Origin of the sequence: Paenibacillus albidus (genome assembly GCF_014644435.1) — a bacterium.
GTDB lineage: Bacteria > Bacillota > Bacilli > Paenibacillales > Paenibacillaceae > Paenibacillus_AQ > Paenibacillus_AQ albidus.
This window is the reverse complement of record NZ_BMKR01000022.1, coordinates 73125-93375: the sequence shown is the minus strand read 5'-3', so window position 1 is coordinate 93375 and position 20251 is coordinate 73125. Positions and strand designations below refer to the sequence as shown.

The following is a 20251-nucleotide window of genomic DNA, read 5'->3' as shown; positions in this document are numbered from 1 at the left end:
AAGCCGATGAAAACGTCAAAAAGGGAGGCAGGTTTTGCTGTCTCCAACTATATCATCCTCACCATACTCACCCTGGTTATCGTTCTGCCCTTCTGGTATGTGCTGTCCGTCTCTGTTACGCCTTATCAGATTTACAGCGAGAAGAACGGCCTGGTGCTGTTTCCTACCTCCTTCAGCCTCCAGTACTTCGATTATCTGCTGAAGGAAGGCTCCATGATTTATAATGCTTACGGCAATACCATCCGCAATACGGTGGGTGGTGTCGCGCTTGCCCTGCTGCTCACGGTTACGGCAGCTTATTCGCTGGCTGAGAAGAAGCTACCTGGCAGAAGGGTAATCATGCTGTACTTTGTCTTTACCATGCTGTTTAAAGGCGGCATGATCCCCACCTATATCACAATCAAGCAGTTGGGCCTGCTGAATACCAATTATGTACTCATTCTGGTCATGGCATACAGTGCCTTCAATATGATCCTGATGAAATCTTTTTTTGAGGGCATACCGGAAAGCCTCAAGGAGTCCGCCTCTATCGACGGCGCCTCAGAGTTCAGGATTCTGTGGAGAATCGTACTTCCCCTGTCCATGCCGGTGATTGCCACAGTGAGCTTACTCTACCTGGTTATTTACTGGAATGATTTCTTCAACGCTCTGCTGTATACCAGCGACTGGTCCAAAGCGCCGGTGCAGCTTGTGCTGCGGACGATCATTGCCAGCTCCAGCCTGCCGCCGGAGTTGCTTGAGACGGCCGGCTCCGCGCCGCCGCCGACAATCGGCATTCAGATGGCGGCAATTGTAATTGTAGCTCTACCGATGATGATCATCTATCCGTTCGTCCAGCGGTTCTTTGAGCAGGGCATGCTGATTGGATCGGTTAAAGGCTAGAGGCCTGGCTACTCAAGGTTGTCCTTCAACTTTGGTTTACTCTCTCAAGAGTAAATATACACACAGATTGATTCGAGGAGGTCTTATTGTTCATGCCTAAACAAAAAAGAAATTGGTCGTTTGGCGTACTTGCCGTCCTTCTGGCCGGAAGCGTAGCGCTTTCGGGCTGCGGCAAAAGCAATGAAGAAGGCAGTGCGTCACCATCCCTTGCGCCATCCGCACCGGGAGCTGAATCGCCGGCTGCCGAGGCGCCTTATGTGCTCAATTGGATGAAGGCGCAGGACATTTCCAAGCCCTATGATCCAGCCGCAGACGTGGTCATGCATGCCATTGAGCAGAAGCTCAATATCAAGATTGTTCCTGAGATGGTGGACGTCCAGCAATATAAAACAAAGCTTAATCTGAAAATAGCCAGCGGCGCCATTCCCGATGTGGTCAGAATCGACTTTGCTGACGATTTTCAGAAATATGCGCAGCAAGGAGCCTTCGTCGATCTGACTGATCTGATCAATGAGCAGGATACGCCGAACATCATGCGGGAGGTTCCACAGGATGTATTCGAGAAGGCCAAGGTAAACGGCAAAATTTATGGTATTCCCTATCAGGGCGGACCGGGTGCCGGGTATCGCTGGAATTTGGATATGCGCAAGGATTATCTGGAAAAAGTAAAGGCGGACATACCCAAGACGCTCGATGAGTATTACAACCTGCTCAAGAAGATCAAGACGGAGATGCCGGATGTCATTCCGCTCGGCGGTTATACGGCCCAGATTGGCGAGCAGAAATACGCTAACAATTCCTTCGACCATATCTTTGGCGCTTTTGGCGTAACGCCAGGCTTTTTCACTGAGAAAGACGGCAAGTTCAGCAACTATGATATTGAGCCGCAAATGCGGGAAGCGCTGCTGTTTCTGCAAAAGATGTACGCGGAGGGCCTAATTGACAAGGAATTCCCCACGATCAAGGAGGAGCAGGAGCGGACGAAGCTATACAGTGGCAAGCTGTTCTCCTGGATGGGCTGGTGGTCAACCCCCAATGGCTATGATACACAGATCGAAACTGGAGAGCTGATCAAGAGCGGCAGTCTGGCCAAGGATGGAACCTTGCCGGATCAGGCCAATGAGCCGTACAAATATTTGGCCTTGACCGATTCGCTTGTCGGTCCGGACGGAACGGCGGTTGCGCCAATGGGAGCCCCCTTCTCCCAGATGAATGCGATCAGTGTCAAAACAAAGGACCCGAAGAGAGTTTTGAAGATCATCGAGGACTCTCTGTCCCTGGAAAACCAGATCTTGACGGTATGGGGTATTGAAGGAGAGGATTACAAAATCGAGAACGGCGTGCTGAAGACTGTGACCGATCTCGTTGATCCGAAGACGTTGAAGGACAAGGGTGGCAACTACCGCGGCACACAAAGTTATCTGTTCGCTCCTGGACTTACAGGCTGGCCCCGCTATCTGGAGTCACTGCCGCTGCGCATGTCCGAGTCGCTGGGCATTGCAATTAACAATAAGTTCCAGATTACCGATGCCTCCAACTATCTGGACTCGCCTACGAAGATCGCCAAGCTGGTAGAGCTCAACACCATGCGCGACTCCGTATTCACGCAAATTATTATGGGTGGAGACATTAAGAAATTCGATGAATTCGTCGAGAAATGGAAGGCTCAGGGCGGAGCGAAAATCCTGCAGGAGCTGGAGGAGTCCTTCCAGAAGAAAGCGGGCAAGTAAAAGTTGTGCGTCTGCTCCGAAATCTCCCGCCAGGGCACAATTGCCCCGGCGGGGGATTTTTGAGCTGGCAGGGAGCTGCACCAAACCATGCTGACAAAGCGCCGGCGGTAGAGCATAATAATAGAGCCTAAACACACAAGGATCAATGGAGGGGAGACAACGATGCGTATACACAAATGGAAGGGCAGTTCCCGGTTATTATCCAGACTCAGCCTCCCGATTTTTGTCTTGATCGTTACGTTCATCGCCCTTTTTGCTACGGCTGCTAGCTACATTCTCATCCGGGTGCAGAACGATCACACGCTCAAGCTGGCGGAGCAATCAATGAAATTTGTCTATATGAACGCGGGATACCAGTTTGACACGATGAACAATGTCGCCGCTTTTATTGCCACCAATCAATCCATTGAGAATTTGCTGGAGAGCACCTATCAGGAGCCCTTTGATGCTGTTGATGACTTTTACATCCTCCAGGCGAATCTGCAAAACCTGTCTCTGCTTTCCCTGCTGAACGATTTCCGGTCGCAAGAGGCTGTGCAGCAATCCTATGTCGTATCTGTTGCGCTGGAGCCAGGCGCCGGGTTATATGAAATGGCGACAAACCACTTTTATCCGGTGACGGGCATCTTCAAGTCGGATGATCTGAAGAACCAGCCCTGGTTTCGCGGCCTGAGCAGCAAGGAGCGGCAGACGGAGTGGTGGGGCGAGAGGACAGACCGGCCGGAGGGTGCCATGATCTATTCGGCGCGGCGGAAGACCAGCCTTAAGGACGGCCGGAGCATCGGTACGGTGATCGTTGGGGCCAATATCAGGAGCATTCAGAGTGTATTCCGCAATGCGGAGCTGGAGCAGGGCTACCATTTGTTGCTGGATGAGAGCAAACGGGTTATTTTCAGTGAACGGTACAGCTTTCTGGAATCCGCAGACGAATTGCCGGTTGTGCGCGCATTGGACGCCTCTAAGGAGTCGATAATCGCCAACATTGACGGAGAAAAGCAGCGGGTGATGTCCGAAACGTTCGAGAACGGCTGGCGGCTGTTAACCATCGTTCCGGAGAGCCATATCAGCCGGTACACCCTGGTCATATCGGCAATCGGAGCAGCGAGCGTTGCCGCCGCCTTGTTGATCGCCGGCTTCTGGCTGCGGAGAATCGTGGTGCGGGTGACCGTTCCGATCACCAGGTTGGTAACCACCATCCAACGCCTGGAGGTTAGCGGGTTTAAAGAAACGCTGCCCCAGCAGAAATCCGGCATCTATGAGGTCGATGAGCTCAGCCAGACGTTCGGCTCCATGCTGGTCACGCTTCATGGCCTGATCGAGAAATCCTTTGAGGAAGAGCTGGAACGGCGTGAGCTGCAGCTTGAACTGCTGCATGCCCAGATCAATCCTCATTTTATCTACAACACATTGGATTTAATCAATTGCCGGGCCATTATGGCGGGTGATATGGAATCAAGCAAAATTGTCCGTTCTCTTGCTAATGTCTTTCGCTTCAGCCTTAACCGTGGGCAGACCCTGATCTCCCTGGAAGAGGAGATCAAACAGGTTGAAGCTTATCTGCACATTCAAAAAATGATGATGGATCATTTGCAGGTGGTCATTCAAGTGCCGGTTGGGCTGCTGCAGGCGAGAATGGTTCACCTTACCTTGCAACCGCTTGCGGAGAATGCTATCGTTCATGGGTTTACTGACCGGCAGAGCGACTGCAGGATCACGATTACGGCCCGGCTTGAGGGCAAGCTGCTTCTGCTGCACGTTGAGGACAACGGGACTGGCTGTGATGTGGAGCGGATGAACGAAGCGCTTCAGGAGAAACCGGCCAGTGAATCGGGGATCAAGTTCCTCGAGCCGGGGAACGGATACGGTATGATGAATGTTCACCGCAGAATCCAGCTGCATTGCGGCAAAGCCTACGGCTTGCACTATTTGCCCGCTGCAAAGGGGACATGCGTTGAGGTTGTACTGCCTTTTTACTCAGATTCGATTCTGCCAGGAATGGGGGCTGCGTCGTATGTATAAGCTGCTGATAGCTGAGGATGTCAAAATGGTCCGCGATACGCTGATGCACGCCATTGACTGGGAATCCTTGGGCATCACTGTACTGGGCGCCGTTGAGAATGGGGAGGAGGTGCTGGCGTGGCTGGAGCGGGAGGTCCCGGATCTGATTCTAACGGACATTGGCATGCCCGTAATGAACGGCTTGCAGCTGATTGAAGCTATAATGGCGAGCCATCCGGACATTCGCTGCATCATCCTGTCCGGGCTGAGTGAATTCGAGCATGCCCGCCAGGCGATCAAGCTGCATGTTCTTGACTATATTCTCAAGCCTATCGATCCGGAAGAGATTGAGCGGGTACTGGCCCATGCCGTAGGTGAGCTTAAGCTGCAGAGGGAGAAACAGCGTGGAATCTCCATGGCGGAGCAGGCCGTAAAAGAAAAGCTTCCGCATCTGGCAGATGTGCTTCCGGACGCAGGGTGGCCGGAAAACATCAAGAAGCGGAAACTGGTTGAACAGGCGATCGGGTATATAAAGGAACAATTCATGCGCCGGGATCTGTCCCTGGCGGACGTGGCCGGCTCCGTCGGACTCAGCGACAAATATTTGAATCTGCTGGTTAAAGAGGTGACCGGGAATACCATCAACCAAATGATCATTTCCTTGCGGATGGAAGAGGCAGCCCGACTGCTTAAGGACCCGCTGATCAAAATTTATAAAATCTGCGATCAGATCGGGTACACGGACCAAGATCATTTCCGTGAGAGCTTTAAGAAGCAGTTCGGGCTGACGCCGACCAAATACCGCAATCTTTTCCTTTGATTAAGCTAATCACCAAGGACGGTGCTGAGGGACAGTTGATCTGGCTGCTCAATCCCGAAGCAAAGAGTCAAATTGCCTTGCGGGTCGAAGTCTACCAGCAGCACCTTTTTTCCTTCATGGAATAGGGCATGGGCTAAATTGTAAGCGGTGGTCGTATTGCCTGTGCCGCCTTTCTGGTTGGCGATGGTTATCGTCTTGGCTTTGATCATCGGAAAAACCTCCCCCGAGTTTACGTTCCGCTAAAATTTGTTATCTTTTTTTAAAAGAAACAGAAGGTTTGGCGGCTTTTTGCTTATTCCCAATCCATGCCTGGGGGCCAGTCTGATAGGGGGCTTTTTGTCATGAAAAAAAGTTCAGAATATCTGAACAGACTTGGAAATAGAGATGAACATACGCTTTTTGTAAGCGTATTCTAATTAATTGGATGATGCATCCATTTTTCTATAGCCAAAAGGAGGGTGAAGGATGAAGTCAGGCAAGAGGGGATTTTGGCTTGTTGCGACGTCGGTTGTAAGTATGTCCTTATTGTTTGGTTGTTCCGGAGGCAAAACTAGCCCGGCTGAGACGGGTGATCCGGGGGAAGGGGAAGGGGGCGCGACGGCCAAAAAAACGATTATGGTCACATTCAGGGACGACGGTATCGGTGAGAATGGAGCGTTCTATAAGTGGCTTAAGGAAGTGGCGGCAAGCTATCCTGACAAAAATGTGGAGATCAAGCCTGCACCGATTCAAGCGTCGGAAGGCGATTATTTTGCGAAGGTCGCCCTGGCTTTGAAATCGAAGGATACCGCACCGGATATCGTGACTGAAGATACGTTTATTCTAAACTCAGATGCAAGCGCGGGATACCTGGAGCCGCTGGATGATAGATTGGCGAAGTGGGAGGACTGGGGCAACGGTTCTTTCATTGAAGCGATGAAGAAGGGCGTTACAGCCAGTGACGGTAAAGTATATGGGATTCCTTACAATACGGATTCCCGCGGGCTATGGTATAACAAGGAGATTTTCAAGCAGGCCGGCCTTCCGGAAGAATGGCAGCCGAAGACATGGGAGGATGTCTTGAACGCAGCCAGAACAATCAAGGAGAAAACGCCGGATGTCGTACCTTTATGGATGAACATGGGCAAGGCGTCGGGCGAGGCGACCTCCATGCAGACCTATGAAATGCTGCTGTATGGTACAGGGGAGAGGTTGTACGATGACGCCACCGGTAAATGGACGATCAAAAGCCAGGGCATTCTCGATGCGCTCGCCTTCATAGAGAAGGTCAATAAGGAAAAGCTGGGGCCGCCGCTATCCAAGGTTCTGAACGGTCAGGCGGGCAACACCGCTTCCCGCGAATACCTGCCGCAAGGCAAGCTGGGGATATCCCTGGATGGATCATGGATTACGGGGAATTACCTCGATACCGGGGCGGCGCCATGGCCCGAATACAAGGATTTGCTCGGTTTCGCGCCGATGCCGACCAGCCAGGGACAGGAGCCAGGCTCCATTACGCTGGCTGGAGGCTGGGCCCTGTCGATTCCAAGCAACTCCAGGAACAAGGATGAAGCTTGGGCATTTGTCCAATATGCCTTAGGCAAGGAAAACACCCAGAAGCTGGTTATATCTTCCGGAAATATCACCGTACGTGCCGATGTCGCCAAGGACCCGGAATATACCCAAATGCCGTTTAACGAGCTTGCGACGGAATACCTGAAGAACGCCGAGTTCAGACCGGCTCAGGATAAATATCCGGAAGTGTCCACACAAATCCAAACGATGGTGGAATCTGTGGCAACGGGGACCGCACCTGCCGATGCGATGAATAAATATGCGCAGGATGTTACCCGCATTGTCGGCGCCGATCATGTGGTCGAGGAATAGAGGAGGATAGGACAGAACCGGCTTGCTCAAGCGTTTTTTGACTCCCACGTGATGCTTGGGCAAGCGGCTTTTTGCAGAACTACAGCATGGAAGGAGAACGGTGCATGAGCAGTTTGTCTGTGGACGTCTACGGTAAGCCGAGAAAAACGTATAATTGGCTCTTTTTTTTACTGCCTTCGGTCGCGATCATGCTCGTGTTTTTTATTTATCCAATTGTATTGACGTTCTTCTATTCCTTTACGAATCTGGCGTTGACCGGCGAAGCCGCGAAAGAACTGAAATTTATCGGGTTCGATAACTATACGCGGATGTTCCAGGACCCGACAGTGAGAGTAAGTATCTGGAATACGCTGATCTTCCTCATCGGCTCGGCCGTTATCGGTCAGCAGGTGCTTGGATTTCTCATTGCCCTGCTGATGAAGCAGCGCAATAAGACGTTCCGGCGCATCATCGGGACCATCGTGCTTGCGGGATGGGTCACGCCCGAGATTGTATGCGCACTGTGCCTGTACAGCTTTTTTGGGGATGATGGGACGTTGAATGCCATGATCAGCTTTTTCGGCTTTTCGGAAGTAACGTGGTTGTTCACGGTGCCGATGCTCACCGTTATCCTGGCGAACATATGGCATGGTACGGCATTTTCGATGCTGGTGTTTCAAGCCGCGCTGGACGATGTACCGAGCGAAATCGAGGAGGCTGCGGTGGTGGACGGGGCCTCCAAGTGGAAAATATTCACACGTATCATTCTCCCTTATATCAAAGGGACAATCACAACCAATATGATGCTGGTCACGCTGCAGACACTTGGGGTGTTCGGCCTGATTTATGCGATGACCGGGGGCGGTCCCGGCTCCTCTACGACTACGCTGCCAATCTTCATGTACAACCAGGCTTTCATCAACTATCAGCTCGGTTACGGGACAGCGATATCGCTGCTGCTGCTGTTAATCGGCATCGTGCTCAGTCTGTTGTATATCCGATCAATGAAAGAATAGCCGAGGTGAATCCATATGAACGCCAAACAACGCAAACTGGTCTTTCGCATCCTGCCGTATGCCATCCTTGCAGGTATTGGAATATGCTTCGTGCTTCCGCTTCTCTGGATTCTCGTGGCTTCAGTAGATCCCAATGCGATGCAATCCCTGAAGGCTCCAAGCCGGATTACCGGAGCAAATTATGTCGAAGTTATCACAAGCAGAGACAATCAAAGAGCTTTTATGATCGGCCTTGTGATGTCGCTAAGCCAAGCCGTGGTTGTTGTAGTTCTGGCCTTATTGGCAGCCTATCCGCTATCTCGTTATCAGATGAAATACAAAAAGCCCTTCATGCTTACGATTCTGTTCATGACTTCCCTGCCCATCACAGCGGTAATGGTACCGGTGTATCAGTTGTTTCTGGGGCTGAAGCTGTATGACAGCATTATTGGGGTCATTTTGTTTTATGTGGCGTCTTCGATGCCGTATGGAATCTGGATGATGAAAAATTTCATGGATTCCGTACCGGGCGACCTGGAGGAAGCTGCCTGGGTGGATGGAGCTTCGGTATTTACCGGTATCCGCAAGGTCGTGGCCCCGCTGATGGTTCCGGGAATTTGCACAGTGGCGATTTTCACCTTCTCCGGCAGCTGGGGCAACTTCTTCGTGCCGTATATTCTGCTCCAATCCCCCGAGAAGTTCCCCGCTTCCGTGAAGCTGTATCAGTTCTTCGGGCAATACGGGATGGTCGACTACGGCAGCCTGGCTGCGTTTTCGGTCCTGTATGCGATCCCGGCGATCATTTTGTATATCCTCTCGCAACAGTACATGTCCAAGGGTTTTGGACTGCAGGGAGGTACGAAAGGGTAGGGGCGCTTCCGCAAAGTGTCCCCTGAAAGTCATATTGTTGATCTGAAAAACAAACGGCAGCAATGCCGTTTTTGTTTGCCATTTGTCTGTTCCTTTTTACAATAGAAAGTACTCGTAAAGCGAGTATAAATGTGGAAATAGGAGAGCAAAGTAAATAAAAGCGTTAAACCCAATGCCTGTTAATTCAAAAATGAAAAGTGAGTGGTGAAACCCGTGACATCCTTTTTAAAAAGGTTTTTAATTGGAAGACCATTAAAGTCCACCGAATTAGGGGAGCAAAAGCTGAATAAAGCAAAAGCGCTCGCCATCCTTTCTTCAGACGCGTTGTCTTCCGTAGCCTACGGGCCGGAGCAAATATTGCTTGTTTTGATTACTATTGGTGCAACTGCACTCTGGTACTCGATTCCCATTGCAATTGGTGTATTGCTTTTGTTAACCGCACTGATTTTATCCTACAGGCAAATTATCTTCGCTTACTCTCACGGTGGGGGAGCCTATGTTGTATCGAAGGAAAATTTGGGGAAATACCCAGGACTGATTGCGGGTGGTTCGTTATTGGTTGACTATATCTTAACGGTAGCGGTAAGTGTATCTGCCGGCGCAGATGCCATCACATCGGCTTTTCCAAACCTGCATGAGTATAATGTGATGATCTCTGTAGTATTTATCGTGTTTATTACGATATTGAATTTAAGAGGTGTAACGGAGTCCGCTTCTGTATTGGCTTACCCTGTTTATTTATTCGTACTGGCCTTAGCCATTTTGATGGGTACAGGCCTGTACAATATCCTTACGGGCAATGTTCCAGCGGAACTGCACGTCCCTTTAGGCACACCGGTGGCCGGTATCAGTTTGTTCCTGCTGCTGCGGGCATTTTCTTCCGGGAGCTCCGCTTTAACCGGTGTTGAAGCCATTTCCAATGCGATTCCCAATTTTAAAAGTCCCGCGGCTGCGAATGCCGCCAAAACTTTAATGGCAATGGGGGCCATACTGGCTGTTTTATTCTCAGGAATTGTTGTGTTAGCGTATTATTATGGAGTTGCTCCCATGGCGGAAGTGACAGTCGTTTCCCAAATTGCAGAACAAACCTTCGGACGAAATGCGATGTATTATTTTATTCAGGGGACAACTGCATTGATTTTGGTTCTGGCCGCCAATACAGGCTACTCGGCTTTTCCCTTGCTGGCCGTTAATCTTGCCAAAGATAAGTTTATTCCGAGAATGTTCACCATGAGAGGGGACAGGCTGGGGTATTCCAACGGCATTATCATACTGGGGGTGCTCTCGATCCTTTTACTCTTTGTATTTGGTGGCAAGACAGAGCAGCTAATTCCCTTATACGCGGTAGGGGTCTTTATTCCCTTTACGTTGTCCCAGACAGGGATGATGGTGAAATGGATGCGGGGAAAACCTAAGGGCTGGGTGCAAAAGTTTACGATTAACACCGTAGGTGCTTTGATAAGCTTTCTGGTCACCATAATGTTCTTTTTGACCAAATTTACACAAGTATGGCCTGTCTTAATCTTTTTGCCTCTTCTCATTCTGCTGTTTCATCGGATTAACAAGCATTACGAGGCGGTGGCCGATCAACTCAGGATAACCACTTGTGAACAAGGGATACAAATTGAAGGGAATGTGATCATCGTGCCTGTTGCCGGGATCACTCATGTGGTGATGAATTCATTAAATTATGCTAAATCACTGTCTGCACATCAGATTATTGCTGTACATGTGCCGTTCGAAAGAGAGGAAGAAGCAGTATTTGAGGAAAAATGGGAAAAGTGGCAGCCGGATGTGAGGCTGGTGACGCTTTTCACTCCTTATAGAAGTATTATTCAGCCCCTGACCAAATTTATTGATACCGTTCAGCGAAAAGCGAACGAATCAAACTATAAGGTTACCGTGATCATTCCACAGTTCATTCCCAAAAAAGGCTGGCATAACATTCTGCATAATCAATCAAGCCTGTTGATCCGTGCTCATTTGCTTTTTCGCAAAGATGTGATCGTGACGACTGTACCTTATCACTTGAAAAAGTAGCACAGCAGGAAAAGAACGCTCCAGAATCATGATTATGGATTCCGGAGCGCCCATTCTTTTAATAAAGACAATCTTGGGACAATAGTGAACAGTAAGAAATCGATTCTTCGAATAAAAGGGATACATTCAAATGGCCGATGCGCTGGTTCATTGGATAAGACATCGATATGGCCTGAGGCACGGGAACGTTTAATTGATGCTCACATCTTGCTGACCCGGAGGCGATTTGTAACTGGGGGCTCCTGGCCCGCAGCATGCCGGATAAAGCAGACTGCAGCAATACCAGTTGGCTTGATGTCCATTCTTGTCTCTGATGGCGCATTGTCATTAACGCTTCCTCAAGTGTAGAACGGCGGATGCATCTCAGAAAAGATCCCCATTTAATTAAATCGATAGTTTTTCCTTTCATGGAAACCTCACATTCCCCGTAACTGACTTGTTCTCCGCAGGTGAGTCTCAACACCAGATATAAACATCCGGTCCGGATGGACCTGTATGCAAACGAAGGCTGTTTGTCAAAAGCGAAGAGTTCAATTCGTGAAAGCCTGCCGCTATTCATAGATACTGCCCCCTTGAATTTCCATGGACCCAAAAGATTGCAGGTGATGGGTTTGTACATCAGCTGTTTGTCCGTGCTTACTCGTCTCCAGTCAGCATATGTGTTAAGGGGAATCATACACGGAGTTTCTAGGTCTGTAAAAAAGCAAAGCTTCCCTTTAGAGTCAGGAATAAGCCATATTCGAGTGAAAAGTCAAAATAAGCTTACTGAAGCTCGTAGTTAGCTTTGTTTTTCTACCGAATACGCTTATTTCTTGCGTTCTTAATAGGTTCTTAATCGACTACCGAAACATTCTTATGCATTCTTAATTTCCTGTGAAAGGTGAAATCTTAATGTAATCTTAATACTAGAGTCAAAGTTATAACACGATGCTGATATTGCCCGTGATATACTTACAAATAAAAGAAATCACTATAATAAACAGAAACGAAAGCAGGCTTAAGATGGCAGCCAAACCGATTGAAGCCAGGTCGACGTTCAAGCAGATTAGCGATATACCACCAGAAAAAAGACGTGGAAAGCTGAAAATTTTTATCGGGTACGCGCCAGGCGTCGGCAAAACCTGTGCGATGCTGAGCGCCGGTCATAAAGGGCAAAAAGATGGAGTGGACGTGGTCGCCGGATATATTAATCCTCAGGCAAGGCCGGATACAGCAGCTTTCCTTAAAGGTTTGGAAATGTTGCCTCATACGGGAAATTCCAGTGAGGGTCGTGGCTTTAAAGAATTTGACCTGGATCATGCACTCCAAAGAAGTCCTGACCTCATTCTGGTTGACGATCTGGCCCATACCAATGCGGCGGGATATCGTCATAAAAAAAGGTACCAGGATGTGGAGGAACTTCTTCGGGCGGGAATTCATGTGTACACAACGATTAATGTTCAGCAGATTGAAAGTATGGCTGATCTTGTTTCCTCTATCACCGGGATGTCCGTGCAGGATTGCATTCCCGACAGCGTATTTGACAATGCCGATCAGGTGGAATTGGTCGATATTGAACCGGATGTTCTTCTGGGCCGATTGAAGAAGGGAAAGATTTACAACAGTAATGAGGAGACAGAAAAAGCACAAAACCATCTATTTACCAAAGAGAAGCTGAATGCTTTGCGTGAAATTGCTTTGCATAAAACGGCAAGTCAGTTGAACCGAATCGCGGCGCAAATCAGCGTACAGGTGAAAAGAAAGGAATATGACACAAAAGATCATATTCTGGTCTGCCTGTCTTCGGCCGATTCCAACAAAAAGGTGATCCGAACAGCAGCGAGGATGGCTGAAGTTTATCATAGTCAATTCACAGCACTGTTTGTGGAGACACCGGAAACCAGACAAGTAACACAAAAAAACAAAACGGGACTAAGAGAAAATCTGAGATTGGCTGAGCAGCTGGGCGCACAAATTGCAACAGTGTATGGAGAAGATGTGCCAGGACAAATTGCGGAATATGTCAAAACAAGCCATGTATCAAAGATCGTCCTGGGCCGCTCGCTCTATAAAAAGAGAGGGTTCTCTAAATCCACTGTGGTTGATAAATTAATCGCTTTGGTCCCTAATATCGAGACGTATATTATTCCCTATACCGAGCCCGCGTTCGCTAAAAGATCATCTTTTTCCCTGGAATCTCCAAGGGTATCACTGGCCGATATGGCCAAGACGGCCTCTATACTGGTTGCCTGTACACTGGTTGGAAAGTGGTTTCATGAGCTGGGCTTCAGAGAGGCGAACATTATCACGGTGTACATTCTGGGTGTTCTTCTAAATGCGATGGTTACCAAAGGGAGGATATATAGCGTAGTTTCATCGATAATGAGTGTGCTCGTGTTCAATTACTTCTTTACCGAGCCTTATTATTCCTTGCAGGCGTATGATTCAGGTTATCCGGTTACCTTTCTGGTGATGCTTGCGGCTTCTTTCATCATGAGCACATTGACCATGCGGGTAAGGGAGCAGGCCGCTCAATCCGCACAGAAAGCCTATCGTACAGAGGTGCTTTTAGAGACCAGCCGCAAATTGCAGCAGGCAAAGGACTTCCCGGCAATTATTGATGAAACGGCACATCAGATGGTGAAACTGTTGGATAGAACGATTATTTTTTATGCCATTGGGCAACAGGCCCTGAGCGCACCGCTGATTTTCCCGAAAAATGAGTCAGTTGCCGTTCCGCAGGTCTATACGGGAGAGAGGGAACAGGCGGTAGCGGAGTGGGTGCTCAAAAACAATAAACGCGCCGGCGCGACTACGGATACGTTTTCTGACGCTCACTGCCTGTACCACGCGGTGCGCGGAGGGGATACGGTGTTTGCCGTGGCGGCCATTGTTATGGATCAGGAAGAGCCCTTGGAGATATTCGAAAAAAGCCTGATGATTGCCATGCTCGGCGAATGCGCACTCGCGATGGAAAAGGAGAGACTGAATGAAAAGCAGAAGGAAATCTTCATGCAGATCCAGCAGGAGCAGCTCCGCGCCAATTTGCTTCGGGCGATTTCCCATGATTTACGTACTCCCCTGACCAGCATTTCCGGCAATGCAGGAATTCTGATTGGCAACTTTGAGGTGTTGAGCGAGGAACAGAAAAAGGGCCTGTATACAGACATCTACGACGACTCCATCTGGCTGATTCATTTGGTGGAGAATTTGCTGTCCATCAGCCGTATTGAAAATGGTACGTTAAATCTGAATCTGCAGGCCGAATTAATAGAGGAGGTCATCTCCGAAGCTTTGCTTCATGTGAACCGCAACAGCAAGAACTATATAATCCAAACCGTATTAGACGATGAATGGCTTATGGCCCGGATGGATTCACGGCTTATTGTTCAGGTTCTGATCAATCTTGTGGACAATGCCATCAAGTATACCCCGTGCGGATCGCATATCACGCTTTCTGCAAGGCGTGACAAGCATATGATCGTAGTGGAAGTGTCTGACGATGGTCCGGGGATTGCAGAAGAAGCGAAAGCCAGACTGTTTGAGATGTTCTATACCGCGGATAATATTCGCGGGGACGGGCGCCGCGGCCTGGGGCTGGGGCTTTCTCTATGCAAATCAATTGTGAATGCCCATGGGGGCACTATTGGTATCAGAGACCATTATCCGAAGGGAACGGTATTTTATTTTACCCTGCAGGCTGAGGAGGTAAGTGTTTATGAATAGACCTTTTATTCTTGTCGTGGAGGATGACAAGCCTATACGCAAGCTGATCACGACCACTCTGGAGACCCAAGGGTATCGGTATCACACGGCGGAAACAGGGGAAGCCTCAATTATTGAAGCGGTATCCAGACAACCGGATCTGATGATTCTGGATTTGGGGCTGCCGGATATGGATGGGGTGGATATTATAAAAAAAGTGCGGACATGGTCTAATCTACCGATTATTGTGGTCAGCGCGCGCAGTGAGGACCGGGATAAAATTGAGGCGCTGGATGCAGGGGCAGACGACTATTTGACCAAGCCCTTCAGCGTGGAAGAACTGCTCGCCAGACTCCGGGTCAGTTTGCGGCGAATCCGCCATGACAGTGATAAGCTCCTGAAGGATGCCTCCAGTTTTATTAACGGGCCTTTAAAAATTGATTATGCGGCAGGATGCGTGTGGCTGGCTGAAGAAGAAATTCATCTGACACCAAGCGAGTATAGACTTTTATGCCTGCTGGCCAAGAATGTGGGTAAAGTGTTGACCCATAATTATATTCTGCATGAGATTTGGGGCAACCACCCCTACGATGTCTCCGCTTTGCGTGTATTTATGGCTACTTTGCGAAAAAAAATCGAAAAAACGTCCTCGCAGCCCAGATATATTCAAACGCATATTGGAATCGGTTACCGAATGCTGCAGGTGGGCGATGACGGTTAAACGCTCTGAATACGATTGGATTACAACAACCATGCCCTTATGGAGCATGGTTTTTTTGTGTTATCGGAATCTTAAGACGATCTTTATCCGTTCATGCAAACCCTAATCCTAAACTAATGGCGGGAGTGTTACGCTTTATGACGGAAGCAAGAAGAATACATGGGGAAAGAGGTTATGGAGATGATGAGAATTTTGGCCGGGGTGGGTCTGCTCTCACTGTCGTTGCTGGTGCTGTATTCCGTCAAAAAAGTATACGATTATCGCGACATGCGGGAGATGGATCCAACGGTCTACTATGAGGACTACGGCATCTATAAGGCAGCCAAAGTTTTTGCTGAGGGAGTGCCTGTCAATGTCATTGAAGAAATGCTGTCAAAGAGCTATGAGCTTGATGTTATGCAGATAGAGCAGATACTGTCTCTGGCGTTGCCTTATAGGAATGACAGCGATGGAGGCTATGACGCTTTTATCCAGGCTGTAAATCAGGTGTTGGGAGAAGAAGTATACCAGATAAATAATATAGGTGAAATATCTTAATGCGATCTTAATCCTTTCATATAGGATCCTAATCCTGAATTAATGACAGACATGATACGCTGAACAGGAATCTTTTTAAATCAAAAGGGAGCGCTTTGAAGCATGTTACTAGGAGAGGAGAGAGAAACGATGATGGATGTGTACATGGTTGCGGCATTGGTTGCAATCTTCGGTCTGTTCTATGCATTCGCGAGCTGGTGCGAACGTGTTGTTGACGATAGAGGGGGGCAAGGGCAATGACGGTAATTATTGCAGCTACCTTGTTTTTGTTTCTCTATCTGGTCTATGCCTTGATCCATCCGGAGAAGTTCTAGCAGATCATCATGAAGCATTGTTAAAAAGAAACGATTAGGCGGGCGATCGCTTGCCTAAATTAAGGAGGGTCATTCGTGGGTATTGTGCAAATCGTCGCAGTCATCATTATTCTGCTGCTGCTCGTCAAACCGCTCGGAACTTATCTCTATAACGTCTTTTCCAATGAGCCGAACCGGACAGACCGGATCTTCGGCGGGATCGAGCGGGGAATATATAAATTAGGCGGCCTGAAAAAGAGAGAGGGCATGTCTTGGAAAAGGTATGCTATCAGTTTTCTGTCCACCAATATTGTGCTTGTGGCCTTTGGCTATCTTATTCTCCGTGTGCAGGGAGGATTGCCGCTTAATCCGAACGGAATCGGTGAGATGGAGCAGACGCTCACCTTTAATACAGTGATCAGTTTTATGACCAACACCAATCTGCAGCATTACAGCGGGGAGACAGGGCTTTCGTATTTTTCGCAAATGGCTGTCATCACCATGATGATGTTCACGTCGGCGGCGAGCGGCTTTTCCGTGGCGGTGGCTTTTGTAAGAGGCATTACGGGCAGAAAGACACTGGGGAACTTTTTTGAAGACTTTGTCAAAGCCCACACACGGGTGTTTATCCCCCTTGCCTTGCTCGTAACGCTGCTGCTCGTAGCGCAACAAGTTCCGCAGACGTTGAAGCCGACACTGGAGGTCGCAACCCTGGAGGGACAGACCCAGCAGATTGCGATTGGGCCAGTGGCTTCCCTGGAATCCATCAAGCATCTCGGAACGAACGGCGGCGGATTCTTCGGGGCCAACTCGGCTCATCCGTTTGAGAATCCGTCCCCCCTTACCAATGTCATTGAAATTCTGTCAATGTGGATGCTGCCCGCAGCGCTGCCGTATATGTACGGTCTGTTTGCCAAAAACAAGCGGCAAGGCTGGGGAATATTTACGGCGATGATGGTGTTGTTCCTCTTGCTGCTTTCCTTGAACTTTTATGCGGAGAGCAAAGGCAACCCGGCGATCAATGCCATGGGAATTGATGCCTCTCAAGGCAGTATGGAGGGCAAGGAAGTCCGCTTTGGCATTCCGCAATCCTCCTTGTTTACAACGGTGACCACCGCGGCGACAACAGGCAGTGTCAACAATATGCATGACACCCAGACCCCGCTGGGAGGAATTACCCCGCTGGCACTGATGATGCTGAACAACGTGTTCGGAGGTAAAGGGGTAGGTTTGATTAACATGCTGATGTACGCCATACTTGCGGTCTTCTTGTGCGGATTGATGGTGGGGCGGACGCCTGAATTCCTCGGCCGAAAAATCGAAGCCAGGGAAATGAAGCTGATTGCGATTGCGATTTTGATTCATCCACTGATCATTCTGGCGCCGACGGCTGCTTCCTTCCTGACGGATCTCGGCCAAGGGGCGATCAGCAATGCCGGTTATCATGGATTGACGCAGGTGCTGTACGAGTACGCCTCATCTGCCGCTAACAACGGCTCAGGTTTTGAAGGACTTGCGGATAACAGTACGTTCTGGAATATGATGACGGGGCTAGTGATGCTGCTTGGACGTTATGTTTCCATGATTGCCATGCTGGCTGTTGCCGGTTCTCTGCTGCGCAAGCAGCCCGTTCCGGAAACCATCGGCACCTTCCGCACGGACAACGGCCTCTTTACCGGGATTTTGATCGGCACGGTACTGATTATTGGCGCGCTGACGTTCCTGCCGGTCATCGTGCTGGGACCGATTGCGGAACATTTGACTCTACGGTAGAGAGAGGGAGAACAAAGATGAGTACGGTACAAAAAAAGAGGCTGTTGAGTGGTCCTATCATACGAAGTGCGGTCAAGGACAGTTTTGTTAAACTGAACCCGATGACTTTAATCAAGAATCCGGTCATGTTTGTCGTAGAAATGGGGACGATTATGGTCCTGCTGATGGTACTCGCCCCCGGTTATTTCGGTGCCAAGGAATCGATAGGGTTCAATATCACGGTGTTTTTCATCCTGCTGGTAACGGTTTTGTTCGCGAATTTTGCAGAAGCCCTGGCGGAGGGACGCGGCAAAGCGCAGGCTGATTCGCTGAAGAAAACGAAGCAGGATATTACTGCCAATAAGCTGGTGGGTGATGCCGTCAAGACGGTCGTTTCCTCCGAGCTGCGGAAGGGGGATATCGTCCTCGTCAGTCAGGGAGAACTGATTCCCGGCGACGGAGAGGTCATTGAAGGGCTGGCTTCTGTTGACGAATCAGCGATTACGGGAGAATCGGCCCCTGTCATTAAGGAAGCGGGTGGAGACTTCAACTCGGTCACTGGCGGTACGAGAGTGGTCAGTGATCAAATCAAGGTGCGGATTACGAGCGATCCGGGCGAATCTTTTCTCGACCGGATGATTTCTTTGGTCGAAGGCGCCAAGCGGCAGAAGACACCCAACGAAATTGCTCTTAACACGCTATTGATCAGCTTGACCATTATCTTTTTGATTGTGGTCGTTACGCTGCGCCCGATTGCGGCTTACCTTGGAGTTAACCTGGACATTCCGGTTCTGATTGCGCTGCTGGTCTGTTTGATTCCCACGACCATTGGCGGGTTGTTGTCTGCTATCGGGATCGCGGGCATGGATCGGGTCACCCAATTCAACGTTCTGGCGATGTCCGGGAAAGCGGTAGAAGCAGCAGGGGATATCAATACGATGATTCTCGACAAAACGGGCACTATCACCTTCGGCAACCGCATGGCCAGCGAATTTGTTCCAGTGGGGAAAGAGACGGAGGAGGATTTGGCCGTATGGGCAGCGATCAGCTCAGTGAAGGATGAGACACCGGAAGGGCGTTCTGTTATCGAATTGGTCAAGAAGCTGGGCCACGGCTATGATACCGGATGGGAAGCGGAAGGGGAATTTATTGAATTCCGTGCCGAAACCCGGATGAGTGGATTGGATTTGAAAGACGGCCGGAAGGTTCGCAAAGGAGCTGTGGATTCCATTAAGCGCTGGGTGCTGTCGCAGGGAGGTCAGGTTCCCGATAATCTGGACAAAAATTCGAACGCAATCGCCGGCAAAGGCGGCACCCCGCTTGCTGTGGCTGTAGATAACCGGATTTATGGACTCATCTATCTGAAAGACACGGTAAAGCCGGGAATGAAGGAACGATTTGATGAACTGCGCAAAATGGGCATCAAGACCATCATGTGTACGGGAGATAATCCGCTGACTGCCGCGACGATTGCGGCAGAAGCCGGGGTGGACGGTTACATTGCCGAAAGCACACCGGAGAACAAAATTGAAGTTATTCGCCGTGAACAGAAGGAAGGCAAGCTGGTTGCCATGACAGGCGACGGGACAAACGATGCGCCCGCCCTGGCGCAGGCGGATGTGGGACTTGCGATGAATAGCGGGACCTCCGCTGCCAAGGAAGCGGCCAATATGGTCGACCTGGACTCCGATCCGTCCAAAATCATTGAAGTCGTAGCTATCGGCAAGCAGTTGCTGATGACGCGCGGCGCCCTGACGACCTTCAGCATTGCCAATGACATCGCCAAATATTTTGCCATTATTCCTGCGATGTTCACCTTGGCTATCCCGCAAATGGAGTTGCTGAACGTGATGGGGCTGGGCTCTCCAAGCTCGGCGATTATCTCGGCGCTGATTTTCAATGCAATTATTATTCCGCTGCTGATTCCGCTGGCGATGAGAGGCGTATCTTATAAACCGATGAGTTCGGTCAAATTGCTGCGGCGGAATATTTTCATCTATGGTCTGGGGGGAATCGTTGTTCCTTTCCTCGGCATTAAAGCGATTGATTTGCTTGTCAGTATTTGGATCTAAAAGAAGTGTATT

15 protein-coding genes are annotated in these 20251 nt (G+C 49.5%); 14 read left to right on the top strand and 1 reads right to left on the bottom strand.

What is annotated here, in order from left to right; translation table 11 throughout:
- Positions 1-6: 6 nt before the first annotated feature.
- From IEY53_RS22175 to IEY53_RS22160, 4 genes are all read left to right on the top strand, one after another.
- Positions 7-882, top strand: a complete 876-nt coding sequence (locus IEY53_RS22175) for a carbohydrate ABC transporter permease (RefSeq protein WP_189028889.1) — start codon at positions 7-9, stop codon at positions 880-882.
- A gap of 92 nt (positions 883-974) precedes the next feature.
- Complete coding sequence (locus IEY53_RS22170) at positions 975-2612, top strand: extracellular solute-binding protein (RefSeq protein WP_189028887.1); 1638 nt, start codon at positions 975-977, stop codon at positions 2610-2612.
- 162 nt (positions 2613-2774) lie between these two features.
- Positions 2775-4631: a cache domain-containing sensor histidine kinase gene (locus IEY53_RS22165; RefSeq protein WP_189028885.1), complete on the top strand. Its 1857-nt coding sequence runs from the start codon at positions 2775-2777 to the stop codon at positions 4629-4631.
- Positions 4624-5430 carry a response regulator transcription factor gene (locus IEY53_RS22160; protein ID WP_189028883.1) on the top strand — a complete coding sequence of 269 codons (807 nt, stop codon included), beginning with the start codon at positions 4624-4626 and terminating at the stop codon, positions 5428-5430. The genes IEY53_RS22165 and IEY53_RS22160 overlap by 8 nt, the downstream gene beginning before the upstream one ends.
- A 5-nt stretch (positions 5431-5435) precedes the next feature.
- On the opposite strand, the gene IEY53_RS22155 is transcribed toward IEY53_RS22160, so the two are convergent.
- Positions 5436-5639 carry a ParA family protein gene (locus tag IEY53_RS22155; protein WP_308424241.1) on the bottom strand — a complete coding sequence of 68 codons (204 nt, stop codon included), beginning with the start codon at positions 5637-5639 and terminating at the stop codon, positions 5436-5438.
- 256 nt (positions 5640-5895) lie between these two features.
- Here IEY53_RS22155 and IEY53_RS22150 point away from each other — a divergent pair, with 256 nt between their 5' ends.
- The 10 genes from IEY53_RS22150 (at position 5896) to kdpB (ending at position 20239) form a co-directional block, all read left to right on the top strand.
- Positions 5896-7296: an ABC transporter substrate-binding protein gene (locus IEY53_RS22150; protein ID WP_189028881.1), complete on the top strand. Its 1401-nt coding sequence runs from the start codon at positions 5896-5898 to the stop codon at positions 7294-7296.
- A gap of 104 nt (positions 7297-7400) precedes the next feature.
- Positions 7401-8291, top strand: a complete 891-nt coding sequence (locus IEY53_RS22145; RefSeq protein WP_189028879.1) for a carbohydrate ABC transporter permease — start codon at positions 7401-7403, stop codon at positions 8289-8291.
- A 15-nt stretch (positions 8292-8306) separates the two neighbouring features.
- On the top strand, positions 8307-9140 hold the full coding sequence (locus tag IEY53_RS22140; protein WP_189028877.1) for a carbohydrate ABC transporter permease: 834 nt from the start codon (positions 8307-8309) through the stop codon (positions 9138-9140).
- A gap of 213 nt (positions 9141-9353) precedes the next feature.
- Complete coding sequence (gene kimA, locus IEY53_RS22135; RefSeq protein ID WP_189028876.1) at positions 9354-11180, top strand: potassium transporter KimA; 1827 nt, start codon at positions 9354-9356, stop codon at positions 11178-11180.
- Between the two features lie 1002 nt (positions 11181-12182).
- On the top strand, positions 12183-14885 hold the full coding sequence (locus IEY53_RS22130) for an ATP-binding protein (protein ID WP_189028873.1): 2703 nt from the start codon (positions 12183-12185) through the stop codon (positions 14883-14885).
- On the top strand, positions 14878-15585 hold the full coding sequence (locus IEY53_RS22125; RefSeq protein ID WP_189028871.1) for a response regulator: 708 nt from the start codon (positions 14878-14880) through the stop codon (positions 15583-15585). Before IEY53_RS22130 ends, IEY53_RS22125 begins: the two co-directional genes overlap by 8 nt.
- Positions 15586-15765: 180 nt before the next feature.
- On the top strand, positions 15766-16122 hold the full coding sequence (locus IEY53_RS22120) for a hypothetical protein (RefSeq protein WP_189028869.1): 357 nt from the start codon (positions 15766-15768) through the stop codon (positions 16120-16122).
- Between the two features lie 236 nt (positions 16123-16358).
- Positions 16359-16436, top strand: coding sequence for a K(+)-transporting ATPase subunit F (gene kdpF / locus IEY53_RS36105; RefSeq protein ID WP_189028922.1), 78 nt, complete (start codon positions 16359-16361; stop codon positions 16434-16436).
- Positions 16437-16511: 75 nt separating this feature from the next.
- Positions 16512-18188 carry a potassium-transporting ATPase subunit KdpA gene (gene kdpA / locus IEY53_RS22110; RefSeq protein ID WP_189028867.1) on the top strand — a complete coding sequence of 559 codons (1677 nt, stop codon included), beginning with the start codon at positions 16512-16514 and terminating at the stop codon, positions 18186-18188.
- 17 nt (positions 18189-18205) lie between these two features.
- Complete coding sequence (gene kdpB / locus IEY53_RS22105) at positions 18206-20239, top strand: potassium-transporting ATPase subunit KdpB (RefSeq protein WP_189028865.1); 2034 nt, start codon at positions 18206-18208, stop codon at positions 20237-20239.
- Positions 20240-20251: the final 12 nt, after the last annotated feature.